This is a genomic window from Enterococcus gallinarum (assembly GCF_021496385.1).
GTDB lineage: Bacteria > Bacillota > Bacilli > Lactobacillales > Enterococcaceae > Enterococcus_D > Enterococcus_D gallinarum.
Genome location: NZ_CP050816.1, coordinates 535,583 through 562,222, shown reverse-complemented (window position 1 = coordinate 562,222; position 26,640 = coordinate 535,583). Strand labels below are relative to the sequence as shown.

Sequence of the window (26,640 nt, the reverse complement as noted above, 5' to 3'; positions counted from 1 at the left end):
TGATATCCTGTAGAATAAATGAACACTAGATTAGGAGCGAAAGTCATGAATGAAGTATGGCAAAATCAAATTCCGCCTCAAGACATTGAAGCTGAGCAAGCGGTTTTAGGAGCAATCTTTTTAGACGCGGATTCAATTATTGATGCGATGGAAATTATTGAACCACAAGATTTTTATCGGCGCAGCCATCAGATTATCTTTCAAGCGATGATTCAACTCAATGATCGTAATGAATCCATCGACCTAATCACATTGAAAGCAGAAATAGAAAAAAGTAATAGTCTGGAAGATATCGGCGGGCTTACTTATTTAACAGAACTTAGCCAAGCTTCTCCTTCGGCCGCTAGTATTGCTTATTATGCAAAAATCGTGGACGACAAAGCGACTTTACGCAACTTGATTCAAACCGCTAGTCGTATCGTGACAAAGGGGTTTGAACAAGATGAAGATGTTCAATCGATTGTCGATCAAGCAGAGAAAAGCATTTTAGAGGTTTCAGAAAAAAGAAATAGCAACGGATTTCAGTCTATTGCTGATGTGTTAAATCGAACAATTGAAAATATTGATCAGTTAGCGCAAAATAACGAAGAAATTACCGGATTGCCTACTGGCTATGCAGCTTTAGATAAAATGACAGCTGGACTTCAAAAAGAAGAGCTAATTATTTTAGCAGCACGTCCTGCTGTTGGTAAAACAGCTTTTGCACTAAATATAGCACAAAATGTAGGAACAAAAACAGATCGTTCTGTCGCCATCTTCAGCTTAGAGATGGGTGCAGAATCATTAGTCAATCGAATGCTATGTGCGGAAGGATCTATTGAAGCCAGCCATTTACGGACCGGTCAACTGTCAGAAGAAGAGTGGCGCAATTTGATCGTGGCCATGGGAAGTTTGTCGAATGCTAGTATTTATATTGATGATACACCTGGAATCAAAATTTCCGAGATTCGAGCACGTTGTCGTAAATTAGCACAGGAAAAAGGGAATTTGGGTTTGATATTGATTGATTATTTGCAATTGATTGAAGGTACAGGAAGAGAAAACCGTCAACAAGAGGTCTCTGAGATTTCTCGGCAATTGAAGAAATTAGCCAAAGAATTAAAAGTTCCAGTTATTGCGCTTTCTCAATTATCACGAGGGGTGGAACAACGCCAAGATAAACGTCCAGTTTTAAGTGATATTCGTGAATCTGGATCTATTGAGCAAGATGCAGACATTGTTGCATTTCTCTATCGAGACGATTACTATCAACGTGAAGGTGACGAAGAGGATGGCGGTGAAGAGCCGCAAAACAATAATGTCATTGAAGTGATTATTGAAAAGAACAGAAGTGGAGCACGGGGAACAGTTGAATTATTGTTTATCAAGGAATACAATAAGTTTTCCTCTCTATCTCCAAGAGTTGAGTTTGCATAGGATAGGTTGCGACTGGTACTATTGCCGGTCGCTTTTTTTATTCGTATTTAGCTTTGTATAAAAAAAATAAATAAAATATAGTTCGTTTTTTTCTGCTTTTTTTCATTTTAATCGATTCAATCATTCGATTTTAGATTGAATCCATGATCGAATACTGGTACAATACTTATGGAGTGCAATATATAAAGAAAGAGGTCATTAAATGTCATCTGTAGTAGTAGTAGGTACCCAATGGGGCGATGAAGGAAAAGGGAAGATTACCGACTTTTTGAGTGAAAATGCGGAAGTGATTGCACGTTATCAAGGTGGAGACAATGCAGGACATACTATTAAGTTTGATGGAGTAACATATAAATTACACTTGATTCCATCCGGTATTTTTTATAAAGATAAAATTAGCGTGATCGGAAATGGCGTAGTTGTGAATCCAAAATCTCTTGTTAAGGAACTTGCCTATCTAAAAGAGAATAATATAATAACAGATAATTTGAAAATTTCTGACCGTGCCCATGTTATTTTACCGTATCATATCAAATTAGATCAGTTACAAGAAGATGCTAAAGGTGACAATAAAATCGGAACAACGATCAAAGGGATTGGTCCAGCTTATATGGATAAAGCCGCTCGTGTAGGTATTCGAATTGCTGATCTTCTTGATAAAGAAATTTTTGAAGAAAGATTACGTATCAATCTTGAAGAAAAAAATCGTCAATTTGTTAAAATGTTTGATGATGAGCCGATTGCTTTTGAAGATATTTTTGAAGAGTATTATGAATATGGTCAACAAATCAAGAAATATGTAACGGATACTTCAGTTATTCTAAACGATGCGCTAGATCAAGGAAAACGCGTACTGTTTGAAGGTGCTCAAGGAGTTATGCTAGATATTGATCAAGGAACATATCCGTTCGTAACATCCTCAAATCCAGTAGCTGGTGGAGTAACCATTGGTAGTGGAGTGGGTCCTTCTAAAATCAATAAAGTAGTTGGTGTTTGTAAAGCATATACTTCAAGAGTTGGTGATGGCCCATTCCCAACAGAACTTTTTGATGAAACAGGCAATCAAATTCGTGAAGTTGGCCGTGAATATGGTACGACAACTGGTCGTCCACGTCGTGTTGGTTGGTTTGACTCTGTTGTCATGCGTCATTCAAAACGTGTTTCTGGTATCACGAATCTGTCTCTAAATTCAATTGATGTTTTGAGCGGCTTGGAAACTGTAAAAATTTGTACTGCTTATGAATTAGATGGAGAATTGATTTATCATTATCCTGCAAGTCTAAAAGAATTGAATCGTTGTAAACCAGTCTATGAAGAGTTACCAGGCTGGTCAGAAGATATTACTGGATGCAAAACATTAGCTGATCTTCCTGAAAATGCACGTAACTATGTACATCGTATCTCTGAATTAGTTGGGGTTCGTATCTCAACATTTTCAGTAGGGCCAGATCGTAATCAAACGAATATATTAGAGAGTGTTTGGGCACAAATCTAATCAGTGGGTAGAATTAATTAGTAGAATTGAATAGTAGAAAGAACAAGGCAGAGTATTTTAGAAGAAAATCGATGATTTTCCCGTCTTCAAGTATGATTTCTTCTGCCTTGTTCTTTTTTTGCTATAATAAGGTTATCAAAGGGGGTGTACCTATGTATCAAATCATTACAGATTCATGTTGTGATCTACCAGCAAAAAGATTAGCTGAATTGGGTGTTCAATATATATCTATGACAATTGAACTTGAAGGAAAAGAATATATCGATGATATGGGTGAACAATTTGATGCCAAGTGGTTTTTAGAAAAATTAAAAGAAAATGCACAACCGACAACTTCTCAAATCAACGTCGGACGTTATGTTGAATTTTTTCGTCCATATGTAGAATCGCACACGCCGATACTTTATCTAGGTTTTTCGTCTGGAATGAGCGGTTCTTTTCAAAGCGCTGTTCAAGCTGTTGCTATTCTTAAAGAAGAATACCCTCATGCTGAAATCACACTCATTGATACAAAATCTGCTAGTTTGGGAGAGGGTTTTTTAGTAGCGGAAGCAGCAAAAAGACAAAGTGAAGGTTGGTCTCTTCATGAGGTCAGCCAGTGGGTAGAAGAACATAAATTATCTCTAGATTCTTGGGTGACAGTTGATGATCTTCGACATCTTGAAAGAGGCGGTAGAATATCTAAAACAGCAGCGGCCATTGGCGGCCTATTAAATGTTAAACCAATTATTACTGTAGATACAGAAGGAAAGTTGAAAAATGTCGATAAAGTGAGAGGTCGAAATAAATCAATTCAAAAAATTGTTGATAAAACAGTAGCGAATCTGCGTGAATCTCAAATAGAGACGGTTTATCTTGCAAATGCAGGTGATGACGAAGCAGCAGAAAAAGTGTTAAGACTCTTGAAAGAGCAATTTCCAGCATTAATTATTTATCATTATCCTTTAGGACCAACAATTGCCAGCCATACAGGATATGGTTGTTTGGCACTTTTTTCATTCGGAAAAACACGTTTGATCAGTGATTGATTTTCTCTTAAATATAAAAGCCAAATGCAAGAGTTCTTGCATTTGGCTTTTTCATTTGGAGATCAATTATATAATTCTTGAATTCTTTGTTGTACATCTTTGTTGTCTAAGAACTCATCATAGGTAGTCTCTGCACGATCAACAACACCTTTATTTGAAACGGCGATAATTCGATTTGCGAGCGTTTGAATAAATTGATGATCATGAGAGGCAAAAAGTAAAGAGCCAGTAAAAGCCATAAGGCCATCATTCAATGCAGTGATCGATTCTAAATCTAAGTGATTTGTTGGATCGTCTAAGACAAGAACATTAGCTTTTGATAGCATTAGTTTTGATAACATACAACGAACTTTTTCGCCACCCGATAGAACATTGACTGGTTTTAAGACTTCATCACCTGAAAACAGCATCCGACCTAAGAAACTACGCAAGAATGTATTATCATCCTCTTCTTTACTAGCATACTGACGCAACCAATCAACAATTGGTGTATCCGTATCAAATTCACCAGTAGTATCTTTTGGCAAGTAAGCGTGTTGTGTTGTAACACCCCAGCGTACACTACCAGTATCTGGCACGATCTCGCCCATAATAACTTTGAATAGTGTAGTCGTTGTGATGTCGTTGTTGGCAATAAAAGCAACTTTGTCATCTTTATTCAAAGTGAATGAGATATTATCTAAAATCTTTTTACCGTCAATAGTCACACTGACATTATCTACTTGCAACAAGTCATTCCCAATTTCCCGTTCTGGTTTAAATCCTACAAAAGGATAGCGGCGTGAAGAAGGTTGAATATCATCAAGTGTGATTTTATCCAACATTTTCTTTCGAGAAGTGGCTTGCTTTGATTTTGACGCGTTTGCACTAAAGCGGGCAATAAATTCTTGCAGTTCTTTGATTTGTTCTTCTTTTTTCGCATTTGATTGTGATTGCAATTTTGCTGCTAATTGACTTGATTCTAACCAAAAATCATAGTTTCCGACGTACAGTTTGATCTTCCCAAAATCTAGATCTGCCATATGGGTACATACTTTATTTAAGAAGTGACGGTCATGGGAAACTACGATAACGGTATTATCAAAGTTGATTAAAAATTCTTCTAACCAGTTAATAGATTGGATATCCAATCCATTAGTCGGCTCATCCAAGAGCAAGACGTCTGGTTTTCCGAAAAGAGCTTGTGCTAACAACACTTTCACACGTTGACCAGCTGTTAATTCTTTCATTTGGACATGGTGTAATTCATCAGGGATATTCAACCCTTGTAAGAGAACTGCGGCTTCAGGTTCAGCTTCCCAACCATCCAGTTCAGCAAACTCTCCTTCTAGTTCAGCAGCACGGATACCATCTTCGTCACTAAAGTCTTCTTTCATGTAGATCGCATCTTTTTCTTTCATTACATCGTATAATCGTTTGTGACCCATGATAACAGTTTCAATAACTGGGTATTCTTCGAAGTCAAAATGATTTTGTTTCAAAACAGCCATTCGTTCATCGGGTCCTAATGAAACATTTCCTGTAGATGGTTGGATTTCTCCAGATAATATTTTTAAGAAAGTTGATTTACCAGCACCATTTGCACCAATCAAACCATAGCAATTGCCAGGCGTAAACTTAATATTAACATCGTCGAACAGTTTGCGATCTGAAAAATGCAAACTTACATCACTTACTGTAATCAATTCTTTTCCTCACTTTATATATATTGACATTGAGTCTCCTAGCATTATAGCGATGAATGTTGAAAGTTTCAAGTAAACTCAAGGATTTCCCTACAATCAAACAAGGAGCTTAGAATTATTTTGAGTAAAACAAAAGGCTAGAATCAAGCGTTTTCCTATGCTAGAGTAAAGGGAGAAGATAGGAGGAGAGAAATGTTTTGGTTGAATGGTTAATGCAACTGTCCCCGTGGCAGCAGGCTTTGGCTGGTACTTTATTTACATACGCCATGACTGCTCTAGGTGCGGCACTTGTTTATTTTTTTAAGGATATCAATAAAAATGTTCTGAATACGATGTTGGGATTCGCTTCCGGTGTAATGATTGCTGCAAGTTTTTGGTCATTACTAGACCCTGCTATCGCTCGTGCGGAAGAAAATGGGGATATCCCATGGCTTGTGGTTAGTATTGGTTTTGGATTGGGTGGACTATTTTTATATGCTGCAGACAAAACATTACCGCATATGCACTTTGGTCCTAACCATGAAACAGAAGGCTTTCCAAGCCATTTAAAACGAACGATTCTGTTGGTATTCTCCATCACATTACACAATATTCCTGAAGGCTTGGCAGTTGGTGTGGCTTTTGGAGCAGCCGCCAGCTCGGAAGATCCTCGGGCAGCAGTTTTGGCAGCTATTTCAGTAGCTATAGGTATTGGGATCCAAAATTTTCCCGAAGGAGCTGCTGTATCTATTCCTTTAAGACAGGAAGGATTGAGTCGTAATAAGGCCTTTGTCTATGGACAAGCTTCTGGGATCGTTGAACCGATTGCCGGTGTTATAGGCGCTTTGCTGGTAACAAGTATGACAGCCGTTTTGCCATATGCTTTAGCATTTGCAGCGGGAGCGATGATTTATGTAGTGGTAGAGGAACTAATACCTGAAGCACAACAAACAGCTAGTAGTCGACGGCATTTTGCAGTTTTTGGTGTTATGACAGGCTTCATTCTGATGATGGTTTTGGATGTTGCTTTAGGATAATCAAAAAAGACTTGGAACAGATAATGCTCCAAGTCTTTTTGTTAGTTATAGTATTTTTTTGGTCGTTGTCGAACGTTTGTCAGCCACCGAACAATTAGAACAGCTAACAATAAAGGAATACCAAAACGAAAAATTAAACCAATCAATCCGCCAATTAATCCTAAGACGAGAGATAAGAGCAATGAAGCCAGAACTAAAACTGCTACAACAGTTACGATTTTACCTAACAAACTTTGTGTATTCATAATAAATCCTCCTATGCCTTTTTCTTAAATTTATTTTATCAAGAAAGAAGAGGTGGAACATCCATCTTAAGGCGGAATTTTTTCTCCGTCGGTAGTCAAAGAGATGTTAGTGAGGTAAACTGGTAAAAAAAAGCAGGTGAGAACATGAAAGCAATTATCAAAAGTAAACATTTTATTACGGAAGGAGGGTGCAATGCTTGCCAGGCCTTTGAGTTAGAAACGTTTACGATGCACTTAGAGAATGGTAAAGAAGTTTCTGTAGAAAATCTGGACGTAGCATCTTTAGTAATGCCACTTATCCAAAATGAGCATTGGCAGACAGCGCTATTATTAAACGAAGAAGAGGGCTACATTTTTCGAAAAGAGAATCAAGAAGTGAAATTTGTGGATAATGATGCTACACAAGTATTTGTTTCAAAAGAACAAAGAATTGTTTGTCAGAAAAAAGCCTGTGATCAGGAATTGTTTACAGAAGCAAATGCAGTTTTACAGCAACTCTTCGCTATGGAACCAGTTGAATTTGTAATTGAACAAGCATAATCAATCAGAAAAGCAGCTTGAAAAAGAAACTTTCAATCAAAAGTGAAAATCACTTAAAGATTGAAGTCTCCGGAATCAAGCAGCTTTTTTATTTACGTATTTGACCTTCTCCATAGATAATATATTTGGTGGAAGTCAGAGCTTCAAGTCCCATTGGGCCTCTAGCATGCAATTTCTGAGTTGAAATGCCGATTTCTGCTCCAAAACCAAAAACAAACCCATCCGTGAATCGTGTAGATGCATTGACATATACTGCAGCAGCATCTACTTCTTGTAAGAATTTCTGAGAGGCAAAGTAGTTATCCGTGACGATAGCTTCAGAATGCTTAGTGTTGTAATGATTGATGTGGGCAATTGCTTCATCGATGGAATCTACAACTTTGATGGCTACAATATAATCTAGAAATTCGGTTTGCCAATCTTCTTCAGTAGCAGGTTGCGCATTTATTAAATAGTTACGCGCGTTAGTATCAGCACGCAACTCTACTTTATTTTTCAGTTCTTTTTCTAGTAAAGGTAGAAATTCTGCTGCACAACTTTTATGAACGAGTATCGTTTCGATTGCATTGCAAACAGAAGGTCGCTGAGTTTTGGCATTGACAACAATGTCGACAGCCATCGGAAGCTGTGCAGCTTTGTCAATAAAGATATGGTTGTTACCTGTTCCTGTTTCAATGACAGGAACTGTTGCTGTTTCTTTGACACGACGAATGAGGTTAGCACCGCCTCGTGGAATCAGTACATCCAAGTACTTGTTCAAGCGCATCATTTGATCAGCCACTGCATGACTGGTGTCATCAACAAATTGAATAGAATAGGGTGAATATCCATTGGCGCTTAATGTTTCTTGCAAAAGATTTACAAGGATTTGATTTGAGTAGAAGGCTTCTTTACCTCCTCGCAGAATGACAGCATTCCCAGATTTGAAACATAGACCGGCAGCATCTGTTGTAACATTGGGTCTTGCTTCATAAATAATTCCCACAACACCTAATGGTACACGTTGTTTACCAATTAAGAGATTATCACTATTGCGCCACATTTTGTCCACGATTCCAAGTGGATCAGGGAGCTGAACGATTTTTCGAATACCAGTTGCCATCTCCTTGATTCGTTCATCAGTTAATTCTAGGCGATCAATTAAAGTTGAATTTAATGCATTTTTTTTTGCAGCAGCAAGGTCTTTTTTATTTTCTGTTAAAATTCGTGAACGATTTCTTTCAAGTGTATCGGCCATAGCTGATAGTAAGTGATTTTTCTCAGTAGCGGTTAGTAAGCTAAGTGAGGCCGCACTTTTTTTTGCTTGCTTTCCCAATTGCATTAAATCGATCATAATGTTTCCTCCTTGTAAAAGTAAGTGCCAACCTTTTTGCCAGCTAAGATATCAAAAATGATTTTAGGCTGTTTCCCATTCGCCAAGATCATTGTGGCATCTGTTTTGAGAATACGATCCGCAGCTTTTAATTTGCTTGACATGCCACCAGTTCCATACGGACTTCCTTTTCCGGTTGCTTGTTTCATTAAATCAGGTGTAATCTCAGTAATTTCATCATAAAGTTTAGCAGTTTTATGATGTAGCGGATTAGCAGTATAAAACCCATCGATGTCGGATAGCATAATCAGCAGATCCGCATGGACTAACTGCGCTACAATTGCAGATAATTGATCATTATCACCAAATTTAGTAAGATGGTCCAACTCATCTATGGCAACTGTATCATTCTCGTTGATTATTGGGATAATTCCCATCGCTAAGAGCTGCTCCAATGTATTACATACATTTTCTCGACTTTGAGGAAACTCAATAATATCTCGAGTCAACAATAATTGAGCAGTTTTTTGATTGTAAACTTGAAAACGGTGATTGTAAATATTCATTAATTCGGCTTGCCCCACGGCTGCAACAGCTTGTTGCTGGGGGATTTCTACAGGACGTTGTGGAATGTTTAGTTTATTCATCCCTACACCAATAGCACCAGAAGAAACGAGAATAATCTCTTTGTTTTGATTCTTTAGATCGGACAGAACAAAAGCCAGTTCATCAATACTCGAGAAGTTGATATTTCCATTGGGATAGACGAGGGAACTGGTCCCAATTTTGATAACGACTCGATTCGCTTTTTTTAGTTTCTCTCGCATGGATGTAACCACCTCTTCTGAATTCAGTAAATAATATTTTTTCTATTGTACTAGCAAAATAGCCTTTCGTCATGTCCTTTTTCTATTTTCTTCGTTTTTTTGACTGCGGAAGCGAAGAAAATATAAAGAGTTTCTGTTAATTTTGTTTTCATTAAAGAAAACAAGGGTTACTATGCTAAAATGACTATATGTTTATTAATTGGAGGAAAAGATGAAGACACGTGGATTTGAAATTGTTTCAACATATGCAGATAAGGATATAGCTCTTCCGCAACGCGCAACACACCATGCGGCAGGGTATGATTTTGAAGCGGCAGAAGAAGTCGTAATACCTAGTATATGGAAAGCGGGGTTGATGAATGGCATCCAAGCGTTGACAGCTAAAGATGTTCAAAAAGCAATCAAACCGACACTGGTTCCGACTGGAATCAAATCATATATGGGGAAAGAAGAGTATTTACAATTAACGAATCGTTCGAGCAATCCTCTCAAACGTTTTTTGTTACTAACAAATGGTGTCGGAGTAATTGACAGTGATTATTACAATAATTCTGATAATGAAGGGCATATCATGTTTCAATTTACGAATTTTGGTCCCAGTGATTTGACCATCAAAAAAGGTGAACGAATTGGTCAAGGGATCTTCTTGCCGTTTTTAAAAGCGGATCAAGATGTAACCAGTCAATCACGCTCTGGAGGATTTGGTTCCTCAGATCTGTGATTGTTCGATATACGCATGCAGTCAGTCCTAGATAACGAATTGGAGGTTTGCAATGGCTAAGAAAGCAAAGAGTCAGTTTGTCTGCCAAAATTGCGGATATTCTTCACCAAAGTATTTAGGGAAGTGCCCTAATTGTGGTAGTTGGAATTCGATGGTAGAAGAAGTGATTCAAGAAACAACGGATCGACGAGTACGGACCACTCTTACGGGACAACGGATGCAACCAACAAAAATTGCTGATGTCATACCAAAGAAAGAACCACGAGTACAGACCAAGCTAGCAGAGCTAAACCGAGTTTTGGGTGGTGGTGTTGTTCCGGGATCATTGATTTTGATTGGTGGTGATCCAGGGATCGGCAAGTCGACTCTTTTACTGCAAGTCTCACAGCAGCTTGCAGCTATTGGCGGCAAAGTATTGTATGTTTCGGGTGAGGAAAGTGCAGAGCAGATAAAGATGCGTGCCCAGCGTTTAGGAGCCATTGATACGGAATTTTATTTATATCCAGAAACGGATATGTCTGAGATAAGCAAGGCAATCGAAAATCTAACACCGGATTATGTCATCATAGATTCGATACAAACGATGACACAACCAGATATCACTAGTGTGGCAGGAAGCGTGAGTCAGGTTCGAGAAACGACTGCCGAACTTCTAAAACTGGCTAAAACCAACGGGATTGCTATCTTTATTGTGGGACATGTAACCAAAGAAGGTTCAATTGCTGGTCCACGAATGCTAGAGCACATGGTGGACACCGTTTTATATTTTGAAGGTGAAAAGCATCACAGCTTCCGTATTTTGCGTGCCGTCAAAAATCGATTTGGTTCGACAAATGAGATTGGGATTTTTGAAATGGAAGCAGGCGGATTGAAAGAAGTAGCCAACCCCTCTCAAGTCTTTCTTGAGGAGCGATTAGAAGGCGCTACGGGTTCTGCCATCGTTGTTGCAATGGAAGGCAGTCGACCGATTTTAGTAGAGATCCAAGCTTTGGTGACACCAACTATGTTTGGTAACGCTAAACGAACGACTACCGGATTGGATTTTAATCGTGTTTCATTAATCATGGCGGTCCTTGAAAAACGGGCTGGGTTGCTTCTACAGAATCAAGATGCTTATTTAAAAGCAGCTGGTGGTGTAAAATTAAATGAACCTGCAATCGATTTAGCAATTGCAGTCAGCATAGCCTCAAGTTATAAGGAAAAAGGTACGAGTCCTACGGAATGTTTTATCGGTGAAATTGGGTTGACTGGTGAGATTCGACGTGTCAATGCGATCGAACAACGGGTAAAAGAAGTGCAAAAATTAGGATTTACTAAAGTATATTTACCTAAAAATAATCTTACTGGGTGGCAACCGCCCAAAGGTATCGAAGTAGAAGGTGTGTCAACTTTATCGGAAACCCTACGAAAAGTTTTTCGTTAATTCTGATAAGGTGTTAGTTAAAAAAAAGAATAAATTCGAAGATGAGACGAAAATAACGAAATTATCAGAACAAGAATGAATGAAGACTGTTTATTGAGAACTATTTGCATCAGAAGGTGCTATCTTTGTCCAGCTCTTTCAAAAAAAGATTTTTTCGTTTATGAGTCTCAGCTTCGTACTAAATTAGTTTGGAGGAACGTGTATGCAGAAACGAGTCATTACTGCGCTAATGGTTCTTGCTGGAGCAAGTTTAGGTATATCATTGATGCCTGTTGCATGGCAAACCATTGGTCAATCAAAAAATGAATGGCTGAACAATAATATCACTAATAGCTTGCTTGGAGCCCTTATTTTCTTTTTATTATCTTTGCTATTAGCGAAATATATTGCAGCTGGAATTCGTAAAATTGAAGAAAAATTGAGTGAATTGAGTCTAACTTATTTATTATTTGGAGCAATCGGATCAATTATTGGTTTAATGATCGGGGTCATTGTATCGATTCCTTTTTATAATTGGGATATTCCTTTTATTAACGGAATCGCGCCTATTTTAGTAATGGCGTTGTTGGGATATCTTGGCTTTCAAATTGGCACGACTCGAATCGAAGAATGGAAAAAAATCTTTTCTTCTAAAAGCAAGAAAACAGAACCTGTTGAAGAACAACAGATGCTTGATCGTAAAATAGCTGATCATTTTCATAAGTATAAAATTCTCGATACGAGTGTTATCATCGATGGACGTATCTACGACATTGCTAAGACAGGTTTTCTTGAAGGGGTCCTATTAATTCCCAATTTTGTTTTATATGAATTACAATATATTGCAGATTCAGGAGACAGCTTGAAACGTGTACGAGGTCGACGTGGATTAGATATTTTGAATGCTTTGCAAAAAGAAGAAGGTATCGCTGTTGAAATGTATGAGGGTGACTTCGATGATATTTCTGAGGTCGACAGCAAATTGATCAAATTAGCAAAGATCCTTGATGGTATTGTGGTTACAAATGACTATAATTTAAACAAAGTTTCAGAATTTCAAAATGTTCCTGTGTTAAATATCAACGCTCTTGCGAATGCAGTTAAACCAGTAGTGATTCCTGGAGAAACAATGAATGTACTTGTTGTAAAAGCTGGAACGGAAAGACAACAAGGTGTCGCTTATTTGGATGACGGAACGATGGTTGTTGTTGAAGATGGACAGCATTACATGAATGAACATATCCAAGTAGTTGTTACGAGCGCACTGCAGACAGCTGCGGGACGAATGATATTTGCTAAACCGGCTCATTCAAGTCGTGGAATCGATAATCAGGAAGACACAAAAAATTAGCAATAATCAATGGCAATTGGCGGATTTTACGCCGGTTGCCTTTACTATTTTGCTTAATGATTGTACAATTCTAGCTGAGCGAACTATTTTATTATCGGAGATTTTCCCTATAAGCTAGAAGGTAAAAACCGAACAGCAAAGGATTGTTTGCAAATCAGATGAAGGAAGAGGAAAAAGATGACTAAAGTGCGAGTACGTTATGCTCCAAGTCCAACTGGACATCTACACATCGGAAATGCCCGAACAGCATTGTTTAACTATTTATTTGCACGTCATAACGATGGCGAATTTATTATCCGTATTGAGGATACGGATCAAAAAAGAAACATTGAAGATGGTGAGAAGAGCCAGCTAGAGAATCTCGCTTGGTTGGGTATTGATTGGGATGAATCCCCTGCAAACCCTGGAGAGTACGGACCGTACCGCCAATCAGAACGCGGTGAGTTGTACCAACCATTGATTGATCAGTTGCTAGCAAGCAATCGTGCCTATAAGTGTTATTGTACAGAAGAAGAGCTAGAAGCAGAGCGTGAAGAACAACGCGAACGTGGCGAAATGCCTCATTATGGCGGAAAATGCGCTAATCTAACACCAGAGGAGCAAGCGGAAAAAGAAGCACAAGGCATCCAACCAGTTATTCGTTTCCGAGTTCCTAGAAATACAGAGTATAAGTTTCATGATATGGTAAAAGGTGAGATCGTTTTTGAGTCAGATAATGTAGGCGGCGATTTTGTCATTCAAAAGCGCGATGGGATGCCAACATATAACTTTGCAGTGGCAGTTGATGATCATCATATGAAAATCACACATGTATTGCGGGGCGATGACCATATTGCTAATACACCAAAACAATTGATGATCTATGAAGCATTTGGTTGGCAAGCGCCACAATTTGGACACATGACACTGATCATCAACAGCGAAACTGGTAAAAAGCTAAGCAAACGCGATGAATCAATTTTACAATTTATTGAGCAGTATCGTGAATTAGGATACTTACCAGAAGCAATGTTCAATTTTATCGCATTGTTGGGTTGGTCCCCAGTAGGAGAAGATGAGTTATTTTCTCAATCTGAATTGATCCAAATGTTTGATCCAGAACGCTTGAGCAAATCACCAGCGGCTTTTGATGCCAAAAAATTGGAGTGGGTCAACAACCACTATATGCGTCAAATGGACCTGGATCAGTTGACAGAAATGTGTTTGCCATATTTAATCAAAGCAGGTCGAATTGAAGAAGAGCCTTCCGCAGAAAAAAGAGAATGGCTGAAAAAAATCGTCTCACTATATCAACCACAAATGAGTTATGCTGCACAAATTGTGGAAGTTTCTGAGTTATTCTTTAATGAACATCCTGAATTGGATGCTGCTGCGCAAGAAGTCTTGGCGGGTGAAACTGTTCCAACTGTACTCAATGCCTTTAAAGAAAAATTGACTGCAATGACTACCGTTGACGCACCAACAGTAAAAGCTGCAATCAAAGAGATCCAAAAAGAAACAGGGATCAAAGGTAAAAACTTGTTTATGCCAATTCGTGTTGCTGTCTCAGGACAAACGCACGGACCAGAATTACCAGATACAGTAGAATTACTAGGAAAAGAAAAAGCACTTGATCATTTAAATAATGTATTATAAACACGAAGAATAGACGAAGTACTTACCTTTTTTTTGAAGAGAGATCACGGGTGGTGAGAGTGATTAAAAAAAGTAAGGAAATGCACCTAGGAGTGGTTTTGGCGCAAGTCAAAAACGGCAGCAGACGTTACCTGCACCAAGGCAGAAAATTCTGTGAACAAAAGTGGAACCACGTGGTTGAGCGTCTTTTGAATAAGGAAACTTATTTGAAAGATGCTTTTTTGTATGTAAGTAATCAATAGGGGAAGCAGGTGAGAAGATGACTTGGACCCAAAAAGCAATTGCAGCAGCGAAAAAAAATGACCCTTCAGCTCGATCAACGCTGGAAATCGTATTGTCTTATCCGGGCTTTCACGCATTGTTTTGGCATCGCTGGTCGCATTTTTTATTTCAAAAAAAACTCTTTCTTCTAGCTAGACTCACATCCCAGTTTTGGCGTTTTCTGACAGGCATCGAGATTCATCCTGGTGCTCAGATTGGCGAAGGGGTTTTTATCGATCACGGGATGGGTGTTGTAATTGGAGAAACAGCTATTATTGAAGATGACGTCGTATTATTTCACGGTGTAACACTAGGCGGGACAGGTAAAGAAAAAGGGAAGCGCCACCCGACCATAAAAAAAGGGGCATTCATTTCAGCTCATGCACAAATTCTTGGCCCTGTCACAATAGGGGAAAGCGCCAGAATCGGTGCTAGTGCAGTGGTTCTTAGTGATATCCCAAATGAAGCGACTGCTGTAGGAATACCAGCCAAAGTCGTAAGAATCAAAGGAAAGAAGGTTAGCCAAGATGATCAAAATTTATAATACGTTAACACGTAAAAAAGAAGTTTTCCAACCTCTCGAACAAGGTAGGGTGAAAATGTATGTTTGCGGGCCAACAGTTTACAATTATATCCACGTCGGCAACGGACGTAGTGTAGTATCTTTTGACACGATTCGCAGATACTTAGAATATAGAGGGTATGAAGTCGATTACGTAATGAACTTCACCGATGTTGACGACAAAATTATTCGGACCGCCAAAGAATTGAAAACTTCTGCCCCAGAAATAGCAGATCGTTTTATCGAAGCATTCAATAAAGATACTGCGGCTTTAAATGTTCAACCAGCTACATTAAATCCGCGAGTAATGGATCACATCGAAGACATTATTGCGTTTATTCAAGTATTAGTAGATAAAGGATACGCCTATATGGCAAATAATGATGTGTATTACCGTACACGTAAATTCAAGCACTATGGTCAGTTAAGTGATCAATCAATTGATGAATTAGAAGTTGGGGCCAGTCAACGAACGGGTGAAGAACAAAAGATCAAAGAAGATCCGTTAGATTTTGCTTTGTGGAAAGCGGCTAAGGAAAACGAAATCGCTTGGGATTCACCATGGGGACTAGGACGTCCCGGTTGGCACATCGAGTGCTCCGTTATGGCAACCAAACATTTAGGAGAAACAATAGATATTCATGGAGGTGGACAGGACCTGACTTTCCCTCATCATGAAAATGAAATTGCACAGAGTGAAGCGAAAACGGGTAAGACGTTTGCTAATTATTGGATGCACAATGGTTATGTCACGATTGGTGAAGAAGAAGAAAAAATGAGTAAATCTTTGGGCAATTTCGTTACTGTCCATGAAATGGTTCAAAAAATTGATCCTCAAGTTTTGCGCTTCTTTTTGGCTACTACCCAATATCGGCGTCCAATCAAATACAGTGAAACGACATTGAAAGAGGCAGAAACAAATCTGCAAAAATTGAGAACAGCCTTAGAAAATGCACAATTTCGTTTGCAAAATAGTAAAGAAGGATCCCCAGAAGGAACCGACCATGCCATCTTAGCAGAATTTGAACAGCGTTTTGTACAAGAAATGGATGACGATTTTAATGCAGCAAATGGTATCACAGTAGTATATGAACTTGCAAAATGGTTGAACACTTACAGCGAAAGTGCTTCAATCGATATAGAATTATTGACTGCTGCAGTTGAAAAATTCAAGGAATGGCTAGCCATCTTTGGGATTTACTTTGTGGGTGAGGAACTTTTAGATGAAGAGATCGAACAACTAATCGAAGAACGTATCCAAGCAAGACAAGCAAGAGATTTTGCCCGAAGCGATGAAATCCGGGATGTGCTAAAAGAAAAAGGGATTATCTTGGAAGACACAGCGCAAGGTACCCGGTGGAGAAGAGACGCATGAGAGATTACAAACAGTTGAACGGACTAGCGTTAGCCTATATTGGGGACGCGGTCTATGAAGTATACATTCGGGACTATTTGATTGAACAAGGACAAACAAGACCTAATCAGCTTCATCATATGGCGACACACTATGTATCAGCAAAAGCTCAGGCGGCATTGATCCAAAAGATGCTTGATGAAGAAATAATGACTGAAGAAGAATATGATTTTTACCGTCGTGGACGAAATAGTAAAAGCCATACCAGTGCAAAAAATGCTGATGTAACCACCTATCGCATTGCTACAGGCTTTGAATCCTTAATTGGGTATCTACACTTAACAAAGCAACAGGATCGTTTAGACACGCTCGTAGCTTGGTGTATCAAGAAAGTAGGGGAAGAAGATGAGGGAAAAGAAACAAAGAAAACCGTCGCGTCAAAACACGGTAAAAAATAAACAGCACACTAGAAAGAATTTTCGTGAAGAAACAACTGAATTGATAGATGAGAATTTTGTATTCGGTTATCATGCGGTAATTGAAGCGTTGAAAGAAGGACGCGGGAATAAATTATTTATGGCAGAGGATGCCAGAGGGGAAAAAATCGATGGGTTAAAAGAAGCTGCTCGTGCACAGTCTGTCCCAGTCAAGTGGGTGCCAAAACAAAAGCTCGATCAAATGAGCAATCAAGGCGTCCATCAAAGTGTGATTTTAGCGATCACCCCTTATGAATACCTATCTCTGGATGAATTATTGGCACAAACAAAAGAGCAGTCATTCTATTTGATTTTAGACAATTTAGAGGATCCACATAATTTTGGTTCAATCCTGAGAACAGCGGATGCTAGTGGGGTAGACGGAATCATTATTCCGAAACACCGTGCAGTAGGAATCACTCCTGTAGTCGTGAAGACTTCTACTGGTGCTGTAGAACATATTCCGATTGCTCGTGTCACCAATTTAAGCCAAGCGATTCAACAACTAAAACAAGCTGGTTTTTGGATTTTTGGAACGGATATGAAAGGAACTGATTACCGTTTGTGGAATGCTCAAGGGGCAGCGGGATTGATTATCGGCAATGAAGGTCGAGGAATGAGTGAAGGATTGAAAAAAGATGTTGATGAGATGTTGACTATTCCGATGACTGGTCATGTACAAAGTTTGAATGCTAGTGTGGCAGCTGGGTTATTAATGTATCAAGCTTTTACTAGTCGAAATGGGGCGCCGCAATGAAAACGCCCCTGCTAATCGTCGATGGCTATAATATGATTGGTGCTTGGCCTGAATTAGTCTTATTAAAAAACCAAGATCGTTTAGAAGATGCAAGAGAGGCGTTATTGCATCGATTATCCAATTATTCAAAATACGAAGGATTAAAGATTATTGTTGTATTTGATGCGCAATTGGTTCCCGGTGTTACTCAAAGCTATAGTAAATATCAGTTACAAGTCATCTTTACTGAAGAAGGTGAAACTGCTGACAGCTATATCGAACGCATCGCTGGAGAATTGAATGACCGTTTGACTCAAGTAACAGTTGCAACGAGTGACTTAGCAGAACAATGGGTTGTGTTTTCTCAAGGTGCGTTGCGAACTTCTGCTCGAGAGCTTTATAAAAGTATTGAAAAAACAGAAGAAGCAATCCATCAGCATCAAACAGACATCAAATTTGAAAATTTTCGCAGAAACTCTCCTTGGACGCCTGAACAATTAGCTGAATTAGAAAAAAAACTGCATGATTTGAGTTAGGGACAAAGATGGTTCGTTAAATGAGAAACTAATGAACAAGAATATGTTACGCTCTTTTTGTACCAAAAATTAAGCATAAAAGGAGCGTAACAAAATGAAATCAAACGAATCAATCAGTAGGAGTTCAGAAGAATTTGAAGCAATGTTTTTCAAGTATCGCCCTATCGTCGAGATTATGTACAAAAAATATTATCTCAAAGATTATGATTTAGATGATTGGATGCAAGAAGGCCGTATTGTTTTTAACAAATGTCTGCAAGCTTATGATGAAAACCGTGGAACAACACTAGGAGTTTTGTTCAAACGCTCGTTTGAAAATCGCGTCTGCAGTTTATTACGGTTGCAACAAGCACAAAAAAGAAAAGCACAATTAAATTCTTCTTCTCTTGAAGAAAAAATTTCTCATGAAGGACCAAATTTTCTCTCCGATCAAAATGAACAAACTGAAAAAGCGGAGAAGTATTTAATGCTTCAAGAAACTATGAATAAATACGATTCGCCATTTTCGAAGTTAGAGCAAATCGTTATAATGAATTACTTGAAAGGATTAGAACTTGAACAAATCGCAGAACAAACAGAACTTCCACTGCAACAAATTAAAAGCGCTTACAACCGCGGTAAAAAGAAATTGAGAGCGCTTCTTATGAACCCTTAGAGAAAATCTTATTGAAAGAATAATTATTTTATGGTAAACTTGAAATTTTCTGTAAATTATAGTATACTGTTGCTTGAGGTGAATGCGATGCCAACAACTTTAGCAACAATCAAAAAAGATTTAGAAGGTCGTATAGGCAGTGAAATCATGCTAGTTGCTCAAACTGGGCGTAAACGTCAAACGGAACGCCGTGGTGTTTTGACAGAAACATACCCTTCTGTGTTTGTCGTGGATTTAGATCCAAACGAAAATTCGTTCGAACGTGTTTCCTATAGTTATTCGGATATTCTTACTCGAACGGTTGAGATTGAATTTTTAACAAAAGCTGTTTGATCAGAAAAGGGCTGACAAAATGTTAGCTCTTTTTTTGTATTTTTTATTATTGATTAGTTAGGAGATAGTAGAATGATTGTTATGATAAAAGAGTTGCATGAGATGACCGGATTAGAATTTCACCAAATCGCTGCTTTACGTACTCAAGTGTTTGTCGTAGAACAAAATTGTCCCTATCAAGAAGTAGATGCAATTGATTTGATTGCTAAACATCTTTGTATTTTTGATGAACAGCAACAACTTGTTTCTTATGCAAGGATATATTTTATCGAAGGTACGGTTCATTTTGGTCGAGTTTTAGTAAATCCTCTGTTCCGTGGACAAGGGCATGGGGATCAATTGCTACAAGAAATCATCAAACAACTAAATCGTTTCTATCCAAATGCTCCGATTGAAATCGAAGCTCAAGCGCATTTGCAGAAATTTTACGGGAAATATAATTTTGTCACTGTTTCCGATCCTTTTGATGAAGATGGAATTTTACATGTGGTTATGAGAAAAGAGAAATAAAAGCAGTCATTACTTATAAAAAAAAGATGAACAAATCATGAATAACTCTCTGCTCTGACATGTATTTGCCAGAGCTTTTCTGATTTCAAGAGCTATCCATTATTGTTCGAATCATTCTAAAAAACTATCTAGTTAAAAGGATCACGGTTTATATCATTAGTTGTGATATTGGTGCGGGATTCTGTTTGTACTTTCAATAAGTCACGAATTTCTTGAAGATAGTCTTCGGCAGTAACTTCTGGTTCTTCTTCTTCAACTGGTTTTTGATGAAGATTGCGCAATTTATTCACAGCTTTAACGATTAAGAATAGAACAAAAGCAGTAATCAAGAATGTAATAATTGCAGTAATCACTTGACCGAAATTAAAGACGACATTTTTTTTAGGCTCCCAAACAAGCCCTGAAAATGCATCTTCGCTGCCGAAAAATGAAAATACCAGCGAAACTAATGGTGTTAAAAGACCTTCTACCAAACTGGTGACAATCGCTGTGAAGGCACTCCCGATGACAACCCCAACAGCTAAGTCAATCACATTTCCGCGCAAAATAAATTCTTTAAATTCCTTGATCATAAACAAACCTCCTTTAAATTTATTCTTAGTATAACGAATAAACGATGATTTATAAAAATATACGCCCGTAAAATGAGTAATTTTTCTGGAAAAATTCTGCATTATGCTATAATTGAAGAGATGATTTTTGAGAGGATAAGAGGTGCATTATGGCAATTGAACTAAAAAAAAACGTTCGACTTACGGTTTTGCCGACTAAAAAATATAAAACAATCCGTGTTTTTATTCGATTTACTTCGCAATTAGCGGCTGAAACGGCTGCGAAACGCACATTATTGACGAGTTTATTAGAGACAACTAGTTTGCGTTATCCCACTCAAACAGCCTTTAGTACGCAACTGGCAGAATTGTATGGAGCAAGCTTTGGCATGAATGTTAATAAAAAAGGGGATCTTCATCAAGTCAATGCAGCGATGTCGTTCGTCAACGGAAAATATGTTGCTGATGAAGAACTATTTACCCAAGCCGTTTCTTTTTTGAAAGAAGTGCTTTTTTTCCCAAATATTGTTCAAGACGAATTTGAATCAAAAAATTTTACGATCGAAAAAAGCAATTTGATTGCTTATATGAGAAGTATTGCTGAGGATAAACAGGCGTTTGCTTCATTAAGCTTACAAGAATTATTTTTTTCAAAAAGTGACAATCAAAAATTTCCAAGTTTTGGTCGTCCTGAAGATTTGGAAGATGTGACGGCAAAAGAACTAACAGAAACATATAGTTCTATGATTAAAGAAGATGCTGTAGATATTTTTGTGATTGGGGATGTCGAAGAAGATCAAGTAATTGAAGTTATGAAGGATCTCCCCTTTGAAAATCGTCCTGAAAAAGATCTTTCTGTTTTTTATCGTCAAGATTTGGAAAATATTATCCGCGAGAAAATCGTCAGAGAGCCTGTGACTCAGGCAAAACTGAACTTAGGTTATCGTACGGGTGTTTATTATAATCAACCGGAACGTTTCTCTCTCATGGTTTTTAATGGATTATTTGGCGGATTTCCTCATTCAAAACTATTTATGAATGTTAGAGAAAAAGAGAGCTTAGCTTACTATGCATCAAGTAATGTGGATACATTTCGAGGTTATTTATCTGTTCAAACAGGAATTGATGGCAGTAACCGGGATCAAGTCTTTACTTTGATTGAACAACAACTTCAAAGTTTACAAAGAGGAGAAATTACAGAGGCTGAATTGGCACAGACAAAAGCTATGCTTAAAAATCAGTTTTTGTTATCGTTGGATAGTCCACAGTCTTTGATTGAAACAGAATATCTTAATCAGTGGGTACCGAATACTAAAATGAGTGAAGAGCAATTTATACAGCGTTTGGAAGAGGTATCGGTCACAGATGTTCAAAAAATTGCTCAAAAGATCGAACTTCAAGCCGTATTCTTTTTAGATAAGGAGCTTGATCATGAATAAAAAACATTATAATCAAATAAATGAAGTCTTGTATAAAGAGATATTACCCAATGGATTAACAGTTTATTTATTACCTAAAGAAGGGTTTCATAAAACATACGGTCTTTTTAGTACAGATTATGGTTCTATCGATAATCATTTTGGTTATGCGAATGAAACGATGCATACTGTACCAGATGGTATTGCCCATTTCTTAGAGCATAAACTTTTTGAAAAAGAAGACGGTGATGTCTTTCAAAAATTTGGGCAACAAGGAGCATCAGCCAATGCATTTACTAGCTTCACAAAAACGAGTTATCTTTTTTCGGCTACCAATCAAATTCAAAAAAATTTAGAAACCCTTTTAGATTTTGTACAGATGCCTTATTTTACGAAAGAAACGGTTGAGAAAGAGAAAGGGATCATTGGGCAAGAAATTCAGATGTATGATGATGATCCTAACTGGCAACAATTTTTTGGTGTCATTAAGAATCTATATCCAAAGCATCCGCTTCACATTGATATTGCTGGGACTGTTGAAAGTATAGCAGCCATCACAGCAGAAGATCTTTATCTGTGCTACCATACATTCTACCACCCAAGCAATATGACTTTGTTCATAGTTGGAAACATCGATCCAGAAGAGACAATGAACTGGATCAGAGAAAACCAGGCAGAAAAAACTTTTTCTGCAGCAAAAGAAATTAAGCGTCAATTTCCGGAAGAAACCGTTCAAGAAATTATTCCAGAAAGTATTATGAGGATGCCCGTTACGCGACCAAAAGGTGTTTTGGGTATCAAAGGGAATATGGAGAAACGTCCGACGGAAGGTCGGGAGTTGCTACGATATAAACAATCTTTGAATTTATTGTTCCAATTACTTTTAGGTAATACTTCAGCTAATTACTTAAGGTTGTATGATCAAGGAATTATTGATGATACGTTTGGTTTCGAAGTAAGTTTGGATCGAAGTTTTTACTTTGCTGATTTTTCTGGAGATGCAGAATACCCTGAAGAGATGCTTCAAGCGGTTGAAGAAATTTTATTGAATTATGAAAATGATCCTGAAATGAACGAGAAGAATCTTGAGTTACTTAAGAAAAAAATGCTGGGTAAATATTTTCAATCTCTCAATTCATTAGAATTTATTGCTAATCAATTTACACAAAGCTTATTTGGCGAAACAACACTCTTTGATTTGCCAGATGTTATACGTTCAATCACGCTCAATGATGTTCGATCTGCTGCTAAAGTATTCATTGATCAAAAAGCATTCAGTCGGTTTTACTTGCTACCAACTAAAACTAACTGATTAATCGTCATTGTGTAAGATGCCGTCTATGCATTTTCTGATAGATGGCTCTTGTTTTTGTAGAAGAATGAGTAATGAGATCAAAAAGTATTAAATTTTGTTTGCGACTTGTTTGAATGTTATCCTCAGTCAATTTTTTTTATGGTATTCTTTAAATGATACTGATTGAACAATTTTCATTTATGATGAAAAATCAAGAGTAAAAATGTTATATTTAATAAACAACCTATCAATTAAGCAATCCAAGGATGACAAGGAGAAACGAAGTGGATTTCCGATCCAAGTGTTTGCCTTCCATAAAATGAATAGTAAAGACTGGAGTAGATGATCGAGTGGCCAACGAAACTACGATTGGAGCAAAATTACGGCAAGCCCGTTTAGATAAACATATTTCATTAGATGAATTACAGCAAATGACAAAAGTTCAAAAAAGGTATTTGGAGGCAATCGAAGCCGATCGTTTTGAACAATTACCAGGAACTTTTTATGTTCGTGCATTTATTCGTCAATATGCCGCCGCTGTAGGTGAGGACGGAGATAAGTTAGTTTCTGTATTTGATGGAAAAGATACATTGGCAGAACCACTGCCTAAAAGACCTCAACCTGAGACCGTAAGCGGATCGAGAAAAGCTTTGCATGTAGAGGAAAAAGGCGGAACGTTTTTATCCCGCTACTTACCAATGATTTTATTAGGATTAGTAGCAGTCACTATTATCTGTATTGTTGGGTATATGGCTTGGCAAGACAGACATTCAACCCCTATGATTCAAGGTAGTTCGGCACCGGTGGTTGAGAATTCAGCCTATACATCAACCTCAAGCACGGTGGAATCGACAGCAAGCAAAGAAACGAGCGAGTCAGAGACTCAATCTTCTAGCAGCACAGAATCTAGTGAGAAAGAAATGACTATGACCAAAGGGGAATCTTCCCAATCAGATATCAGCATTTCAATTAAAGATGCGACGAATCCAATTAAATTAGAGTTAACCGGATTAGATGCCTCGTGTTGGGTAGGCATTCTTGTAGACAATGCGTATGTCTACCAATATACTTTACAAGCGGGCGAAGTCCAATCGACGACATTGCCAGAAAATGCAACCAATGCAACCATTGTACTTGGTGCAAGTCAAAATATCCAGATTGCGGCAAACGGGCAAAAAATTGATTTCGATGATCCTCAGTATAAATTGCTCCAAAAAAATGTGCATTTAGCGATTGAGTATCAAGAAACAAACTGATCAGAAGAACGATTAATTAGTTAGAAAGATAACATTGTTCCTATGGCAAGTGCTGTAGTAGCATGATTTCCGTTTTTTTCGTACAATATTTGTCAGAGAGGAGCAAATTTTTTGAATTTACCTAATCAATTAACTGTATTACGCATCATAATGATTCCTATATTTATTTTAGTTTTGGCGTTGCCAATCGATTTAGGAACATTGGACGTTGGAGGTGTCGATTTACTCACAACACATCTGATAGCAGCCATTCTATTTGCTGTTGCAAGCATTACGGATTGGCTGGATGGTAAGATTGCTCGTTCCAGAGGATTGGTTACCAATTTTGGGAAATTTGCCGATCCCTTAGCGGACAAAATGCTGGTAATGACTGCATTTATTATGTTAGTCGAATTGGATAAGGCTCCAGCTTGGGTAGTCTCTATCATCATTTGTCGAGAGTTAGCAGTCACCGGTTTAAGGCTCTTGTTAGTAGAGCATCATGGTGAAGTTCTTGCTGCTGCTTGGCCTGGTAAAATCAAAACAGCAACACAAATGGTTGCCATTATTTTCTTATTTATTAACAATCTTCCTTTTTCACTCATAGGCATTCCATTGGATCAAATCATGTTGTATGTATGTTTGATCTTTACAATTTATTCTGGAATCGATTATTTCATTAAAAATGCCAGTGTTTTTAAAGGTTCAATGTAATTTCTAAAAGTTCAGAAGAATTCTGAACTTTTTTTGTAAAAAAAATCAATTACAACGTAGTTGATAATGAAGGAGTAATGAAATGAAGGCAGAGATTATTGCAGTAGGGACCGAATTGCTTTTGGGACAGGTGGTGAATACCAATGCAACTTTCTTATCAGAAGAATTAGCTAGTTTAGGAATCGAAGTTTACTATCATAGTGTTGTAGGGGACAATCCAAAGCGTTTGGAAGAGCTAGTAACACTTGCCGAGAATCGCAGTGACTTGATCGTATTTTGCGGCGGTCTCGGACCTACAGAAGATGATTTAACCAAACAAATCGTTGCACAGCATGTCGGTCAAGAGCTCGTTCGTGACGAAGCAGGGTATGAGCAAATGCTGACCTTTTTCAAAAATGGTCAGCGTTTTATGACAGAAAATAATTTGAGACAGACGTTGGTATTCAAAGATGGTACAGCGTTACCTAATGCAACTGGGTTAGCAATCGGTATCTTCTACCGAACAGCTACAGCGGCATATCTCCTGTTGCCTGGACCACCAAGTGAACTGAAACCTATGTTTATCCAACAAGCCCGTCCAATTTTGCAGACAGAGTTTTCATCAGAAGAACAGTTGATTTCTCGAGTATTGCGATTTTATGGAATTGGAGAATCCGCACTAGTAACTGAACTTGCCGATCTAATTGATTCTCAGAAGAACCCAACGGTCGCACCGTACGCTAAACCCAATGAAGTAACCTTGCGTTTGACGGTGAAAACTACGGATGAATCGGCAGGACAAGCCAAACTAGATGAATTAGAACAACAAATCCAAGCAAGAGTGGGCGAATATTTTTATGGATATGGAGAGCATACATCATTAGCTGAAGTAGTTGTTGATATGCTGAAAGAAAAGAAAAAAACTGTGACGGCTGCGGAGAGTTTGACAGCGGGACTCTTTCAAGCGACGCTGGGAGACATCTCAGGCGTGTCCCGTGTATTTTCTGGTGGTTATGTGACTTATGCTAAAGAGACAAAAAGTAAGATGCTAGGAATCAATGAAGACTTGCTAACAGCTTATGGAACTGTCAGCAAGGAATGTGCAGAAGCGATGGCGCTTGCTGCCCAAGCCAAAGAAAAAGCGGATTATGCCCTTTCTTTTACCGGGGTAGCTGGACCAGATGAGCTTGAGAATCAACGCCCAGGAACGGTCTGGATTGCTTTAGCAACCAATGAAGGTGTGAAAAGCAAGTGCTATCATTTTTCCAGAGATCGTGCATACGTTCGTCATAGTGCAGTAATGGCAGGATTAGATCTATTACGTAAGGAATTGTTAAGATAATGCGAATGTTT

Annotated in this window: 27 protein-coding genes and 1 other annotated feature; of the genes, 22 read left to right on the top strand and 5 right to left on the bottom strand. The window is 38.1% G+C overall.

The window, feature by feature from the left end; all coding sequences use genetic code 11:
* Positions 1-45 precede the first annotated feature (45 nt).
* From dnaB to HED61_RS02670, 3 genes are all read left to right on the top strand, one after another.
* Positions 46-1,416: a replicative DNA helicase gene (dnaB, locus tag HED61_RS02680; protein ID WP_003129256.1), complete on the top strand. Its 1,371-nt coding sequence runs from the start codon at positions 46-48 to the stop codon at positions 1,414-1,416.
* A gap of 202 nt (positions 1,417-1,618) precedes the next feature.
* A complete protein-coding gene (locus HED61_RS02675) occupies positions 1,619-2,911 on the top strand; it encodes an adenylosuccinate synthase (protein ID WP_021148909.1) in 1,293 nt (430 codons plus the stop codon).
* A 152-nt stretch (positions 2,912-3,063) separates the two neighbouring features.
* Positions 3,064-3,939 (top strand): DegV family protein, encoded by an 876-nt coding sequence (locus HED61_RS02670; protein WP_060813749.1) that lies wholly within the window; start codon positions 3,064-3,066, stop codon positions 3,937-3,939.
* A 62-nt stretch (positions 3,940-4,001) separates the two neighbouring features.
* Here the strand turns inward: HED61_RS02670 and HED61_RS02665 are convergent, their stop codons facing one another.
* Entirely contained in the window at positions 4,002-5,624 is a 1,623-nt protein-coding gene (locus tag HED61_RS02665) for an ABC-F family ATP-binding cassette domain-containing protein (RefSeq protein WP_003129260.1), read from the bottom strand.
* 197 nt (positions 5,625-5,821) lie between these two features.
* Here HED61_RS02665 and HED61_RS02660 point away from each other — a divergent pair, with 197 nt between their 5' ends.
* The gene (locus HED61_RS02660) at positions 5,822-6,640 is read left to right on the top strand and encodes a ZIP family metal transporter (protein WP_003129261.1); all 819 of its coding nucleotides are present in this window, start codon (positions 5,822-5,824) and stop codon (positions 6,638-6,640) included.
* Between the two features lie 41 nt (positions 6,641-6,681).
* Here HED61_RS02660 and HED61_RS02655 read toward each other — a convergent pair whose 3' ends face one another.
* A complete protein-coding gene (locus HED61_RS02655; RefSeq protein WP_003129262.1) occupies positions 6,682-6,885 on the bottom strand; it encodes a hypothetical protein in 204 nt (67 codons plus the stop codon).
* 144 nt (positions 6,886-7,029) lie between these two features.
* On the opposite strand from HED61_RS02655, the gene HED61_RS02650 reads away from it, so the two are divergent.
* The gene (locus tag HED61_RS02650) at positions 7,030-7,425 is read left to right on the top strand and encodes a DUF4809 family protein (RefSeq protein ID WP_103300721.1); all 396 of its coding nucleotides are present in this window, start codon (positions 7,030-7,032) and stop codon (positions 7,423-7,425) included.
* Positions 7,426-7,513: 88 nt separating this feature from the next.
* On the opposite strand, the gene HED61_RS02645 is transcribed toward HED61_RS02650, so the two are convergent.
* Together HED61_RS02645 and proB are read right to left on the bottom strand one after the other, a co-directional pair.
* Positions 7,514-8,758: a glutamate-5-semialdehyde dehydrogenase gene (locus tag HED61_RS02645; protein ID WP_103300720.1), complete on the bottom strand. Its 1,245-nt coding sequence runs from the start codon at positions 8,756-8,758 to the stop codon at positions 7,514-7,516.
* Positions 8,755-9,564: a glutamate 5-kinase gene (gene proB / locus HED61_RS02640; protein WP_005473069.1), complete on the bottom strand. Its 810-nt coding sequence runs from the start codon at positions 9,562-9,564 to the stop codon at positions 8,755-8,757. The genes HED61_RS02645 and proB overlap by 4 nt, the downstream gene beginning before the upstream one ends.
* Positions 9,565-9,775: 211 nt before the next feature.
* Here proB and HED61_RS02635 point away from each other — a divergent pair, with 211 nt between their 5' ends.
* The 12 genes from HED61_RS02635 (at position 9,776) to HED61_RS02580 (ending at position 20,096) form a co-directional block, all read left to right on the top strand.
* On the top strand, positions 9,776-10,285 hold the full coding sequence (locus HED61_RS02635; protein ID WP_005473067.1) for a dCTP deaminase/dUTPase family protein: 510 nt from the start codon (positions 9,776-9,778) through the stop codon (positions 10,283-10,285).
* A gap of 52 nt (positions 10,286-10,337) precedes the next feature.
* Complete coding sequence (gene radA / locus HED61_RS02630; RefSeq protein ID WP_003129268.1) at positions 10,338-11,708, top strand: DNA repair protein RadA; 1,371 nt, start codon at positions 10,338-10,340, stop codon at positions 11,706-11,708.
* A gap of 202 nt (positions 11,709-11,910) precedes the next feature.
* Complete coding sequence (locus HED61_RS02625) at positions 11,911-13,038, top strand: PIN/TRAM domain-containing protein (RefSeq protein ID WP_103300719.1); 1,128 nt, start codon at positions 11,911-11,913, stop codon at positions 13,036-13,038.
* Positions 13,039-13,215: 177 nt separating this feature from the next.
* Positions 13,216-14,673, top strand: a complete 1,458-nt coding sequence (gltX, locus tag HED61_RS02620) for a glutamate--tRNA ligase (RefSeq protein WP_103300718.1) — start codon at positions 13,216-13,218, stop codon at positions 14,671-14,673.
* Positions 14,670-14,865 (top strand) — a binding site (T-box leader). Its footprint overlaps the gene before it by 4 nt.
* A 67-nt stretch (positions 14,866-14,932) precedes the next feature.
* Positions 14,933-15,478 (top strand): serine O-acetyltransferase EpsC, encoded by a 546-nt coding sequence (epsC, locus tag HED61_RS02615; RefSeq protein ID WP_003129273.1) that lies wholly within the window; start codon positions 14,933-14,935, stop codon positions 15,476-15,478.
* Positions 15,462-16,871: a cysteine--tRNA ligase gene (gene cysS, locus HED61_RS02610; protein WP_103300717.1), complete on the top strand. Its 1,410-nt coding sequence runs from the start codon at positions 15,462-15,464 to the stop codon at positions 16,869-16,871. Before epsC ends, cysS begins: the two co-directional genes overlap by 17 nt.
* The gene (locus HED61_RS02605; RefSeq protein WP_003129275.1) at positions 16,868-17,308 is read left to right on the top strand and encodes a Mini-ribonuclease 3; all 441 of its coding nucleotides are present in this window, start codon (positions 16,868-16,870) and stop codon (positions 17,306-17,308) included. Before cysS ends, HED61_RS02605 begins: the two co-directional genes overlap by 4 nt.
* Positions 17,256-18,083, top strand: coding sequence for a 23S rRNA (guanosine(2251)-2'-O)-methyltransferase RlmB (rlmB, locus tag HED61_RS02600; RefSeq protein ID WP_003129276.1), 828 nt, complete (start codon positions 17,256-17,258; stop codon positions 18,081-18,083). Before HED61_RS02605 ends, rlmB begins: the two co-directional genes overlap by 53 nt.
* Positions 18,080-18,598 carry an NYN domain-containing protein gene (locus tag HED61_RS02595; RefSeq protein WP_005473058.1) on the top strand — a complete coding sequence of 173 codons (519 nt, stop codon included), beginning with the start codon at positions 18,080-18,082 and terminating at the stop codon, positions 18,596-18,598. Before rlmB ends, HED61_RS02595 begins: the two co-directional genes overlap by 4 nt.
* Before the next feature lie 94 nt (positions 18,599-18,692).
* The gene (locus HED61_RS02590) at positions 18,693-19,253 is read left to right on the top strand and encodes a sigma-70 family RNA polymerase sigma factor (RefSeq protein WP_003128971.1); all 561 of its coding nucleotides are present in this window, start codon (positions 18,693-18,695) and stop codon (positions 19,251-19,253) included.
* Between the two features lie 87 nt (positions 19,254-19,340).
* Entirely contained in the window at positions 19,341-19,586 is a 246-nt protein-coding gene (locus tag HED61_RS02585) for a Veg family protein (RefSeq protein WP_003128972.1), read from the top strand.
* Positions 19,587-19,658: 72 nt separating this feature from the next.
* Positions 19,659-20,096 carry a GNAT family N-acetyltransferase gene (locus HED61_RS02580; RefSeq protein WP_003128973.1) on the top strand — a complete coding sequence of 146 codons (438 nt, stop codon included), beginning with the start codon at positions 19,659-19,661 and terminating at the stop codon, positions 20,094-20,096.
* Between the two features lie 128 nt (positions 20,097-20,224).
* On the opposite strand, the gene mscL is transcribed toward HED61_RS02580, so the two are convergent.
* A complete protein-coding gene (gene mscL / locus HED61_RS02575; protein ID WP_005473052.1) occupies positions 20,225-20,668 on the bottom strand; it encodes a large conductance mechanosensitive channel protein MscL in 444 nt (147 codons plus the stop codon).
* Between the two features lie 149 nt (positions 20,669-20,817).
* Between mscL and yfmF the strand changes: the two genes are divergently transcribed.
* From yfmF to HED61_RS02550, 5 genes are all read left to right on the top strand, one after another.
* Positions 20,818-22,086, top strand: coding sequence for an EF-P 5-aminopentanol modification-associated protein YfmF (gene yfmF, locus HED61_RS02570; RefSeq protein ID WP_003128975.1), 1,269 nt, complete (start codon positions 20,818-20,820; stop codon positions 22,084-22,086).
* Complete coding sequence (gene yfmH / locus HED61_RS02565; RefSeq protein ID WP_103300716.1) at positions 22,079-23,377, top strand: EF-P 5-aminopentanol modification-associated protein YfmH; 1,299 nt, start codon at positions 22,079-22,081, stop codon at positions 23,375-23,377. The genes yfmF and yfmH overlap by 8 nt, the downstream gene beginning before the upstream one ends.
* Before the next feature lie 332 nt (positions 23,378-23,709).
* A complete protein-coding gene (locus HED61_RS02560; RefSeq protein ID WP_003128979.1) occupies positions 23,710-24,615 on the top strand; it encodes a helix-turn-helix domain-containing protein in 906 nt (301 codons plus the stop codon).
* Positions 24,616-24,726: 111 nt separating this feature from the next.
* Positions 24,727-25,308, top strand: coding sequence for a CDP-diacylglycerol--glycerol-3-phosphate 3-phosphatidyltransferase (gene pgsA, locus HED61_RS02555; RefSeq protein ID WP_005473048.1), 582 nt, complete (start codon positions 24,727-24,729; stop codon positions 25,306-25,308).
* Between the two features lie 82 nt (positions 25,309-25,390).
* Entirely contained in the window at positions 25,391-26,629 is a 1,239-nt protein-coding gene (locus HED61_RS02550; protein WP_003128983.1) for a competence/damage-inducible protein A, read from the top strand.
* Positions 26,630-26,640: the final 11 nt, after the last annotated feature.

What these genes read in the sequence shown, in the direction of transcription:
- dnaB (WP_003129256.1), top strand. Translation starts at nt 46, where the DNA reads ATGAATGAAGTATGGCAAAATCAAATTCCGCCTCAAGACATTGAAGCT.
- HED61_RS02675 (WP_021148909.1), top strand. Translation starts at nt 1,619, where the DNA reads ATGTCATCTGTAGTAGTAGTAGGTACCCAATGGGGCGATGAAGGAAAA.
- HED61_RS02670 (WP_060813749.1), top strand. Translation starts at nt 3,064, where the DNA reads ATGTATCAAATCATTACAGATTCATGTTGTGATCTACCAGCAAAAAGA.
- HED61_RS02655 (WP_003129262.1), bottom strand. Translation starts at nt 6,885, where the DNA reads ATGAATACACAAAGTTTGTTAGGTAAAATCGTAACTGTTGTAGCAGTT.
- HED61_RS02650 (WP_103300721.1), top strand. Translation starts at nt 7,030, where the DNA reads ATGAAAGCAATTATCAAAAGTAAACATTTTATTACGGAAGGAGGGTGC.
- HED61_RS02645 (WP_103300720.1), bottom strand. Translation starts at nt 8,758, where the DNA reads ATGATCGATTTAATGCAATTGGGAAAGCAAGCAAAAAAAAGTGCGGCC.
- proB (WP_005473069.1), bottom strand. Translation starts at nt 9,564, where the DNA reads ATGCGAGAGAAACTAAAAAAAGCGAATCGAGTCGTTATCAAAATTGGG.
- HED61_RS02635 (WP_005473067.1), top strand. Translation starts at nt 9,776, where the DNA reads ATGAAGACACGTGGATTTGAAATTGTTTCAACATATGCAGATAAGGAT.
- radA (WP_003129268.1), top strand. Translation starts at nt 10,338, where the DNA reads ATGGCTAAGAAAGCAAAGAGTCAGTTTGTCTGCCAAAATTGCGGATAT.
- HED61_RS02625 (WP_103300719.1), top strand. Translation starts at nt 11,911, where the DNA reads ATGCAGAAACGAGTCATTACTGCGCTAATGGTTCTTGCTGGAGCAAGT.
- gltX (WP_103300718.1), top strand. Translation starts at nt 13,216, where the DNA reads ATGACTAAAGTGCGAGTACGTTATGCTCCAAGTCCAACTGGACATCTA.
- epsC (WP_003129273.1), top strand. Translation starts at nt 14,933, where the DNA reads ATGACTTGGACCCAAAAAGCAATTGCAGCAGCGAAAAAAAATGACCCT.
- cysS (WP_103300717.1), top strand. Translation starts at nt 15,462, where the DNA reads ATGATCAAAATTTATAATACGTTAACACGTAAAAAAGAAGTTTTCCAA.
- HED61_RS02605 (WP_003129275.1), top strand. Translation starts at nt 16,868, where the DNA reads ATGAGAGATTACAAACAGTTGAACGGACTAGCGTTAGCCTATATTGGG.
- rlmB (WP_003129276.1), top strand. Translation starts at nt 17,256, where the DNA reads ATGAGGGAAAAGAAACAAAGAAAACCGTCGCGTCAAAACACGGTAAAA.
- HED61_RS02595 (WP_005473058.1), top strand. Translation starts at nt 18,080, where the DNA reads ATGAAAACGCCCCTGCTAATCGTCGATGGCTATAATATGATTGGTGCT.
- HED61_RS02590 (WP_003128971.1), top strand. Translation starts at nt 18,693, where the DNA reads ATGAAATCAAACGAATCAATCAGTAGGAGTTCAGAAGAATTTGAAGCA.
- HED61_RS02585 (WP_003128972.1), top strand. Translation starts at nt 19,341, where the DNA reads ATGCCAACAACTTTAGCAACAATCAAAAAAGATTTAGAAGGTCGTATA.
- HED61_RS02580 (WP_003128973.1), top strand. Translation starts at nt 19,659, where the DNA reads ATGATTGTTATGATAAAAGAGTTGCATGAGATGACCGGATTAGAATTT.
- mscL (WP_005473052.1), bottom strand. Translation starts at nt 20,668, where the DNA reads ATGATCAAGGAATTTAAAGAATTTATTTTGCGCGGAAATGTGATTGAC.
- yfmF (WP_003128975.1), top strand. Translation starts at nt 20,818, where the DNA reads ATGGCAATTGAACTAAAAAAAAACGTTCGACTTACGGTTTTGCCGACT.
- yfmH (WP_103300716.1), top strand. Translation starts at nt 22,079, where the DNA reads ATGAATAAAAAACATTATAATCAAATAAATGAAGTCTTGTATAAAGAG.
- HED61_RS02550 (WP_003128983.1), top strand. Translation starts at nt 25,391, where the DNA reads ATGAAGGCAGAGATTATTGCAGTAGGGACCGAATTGCTTTTGGGACAG.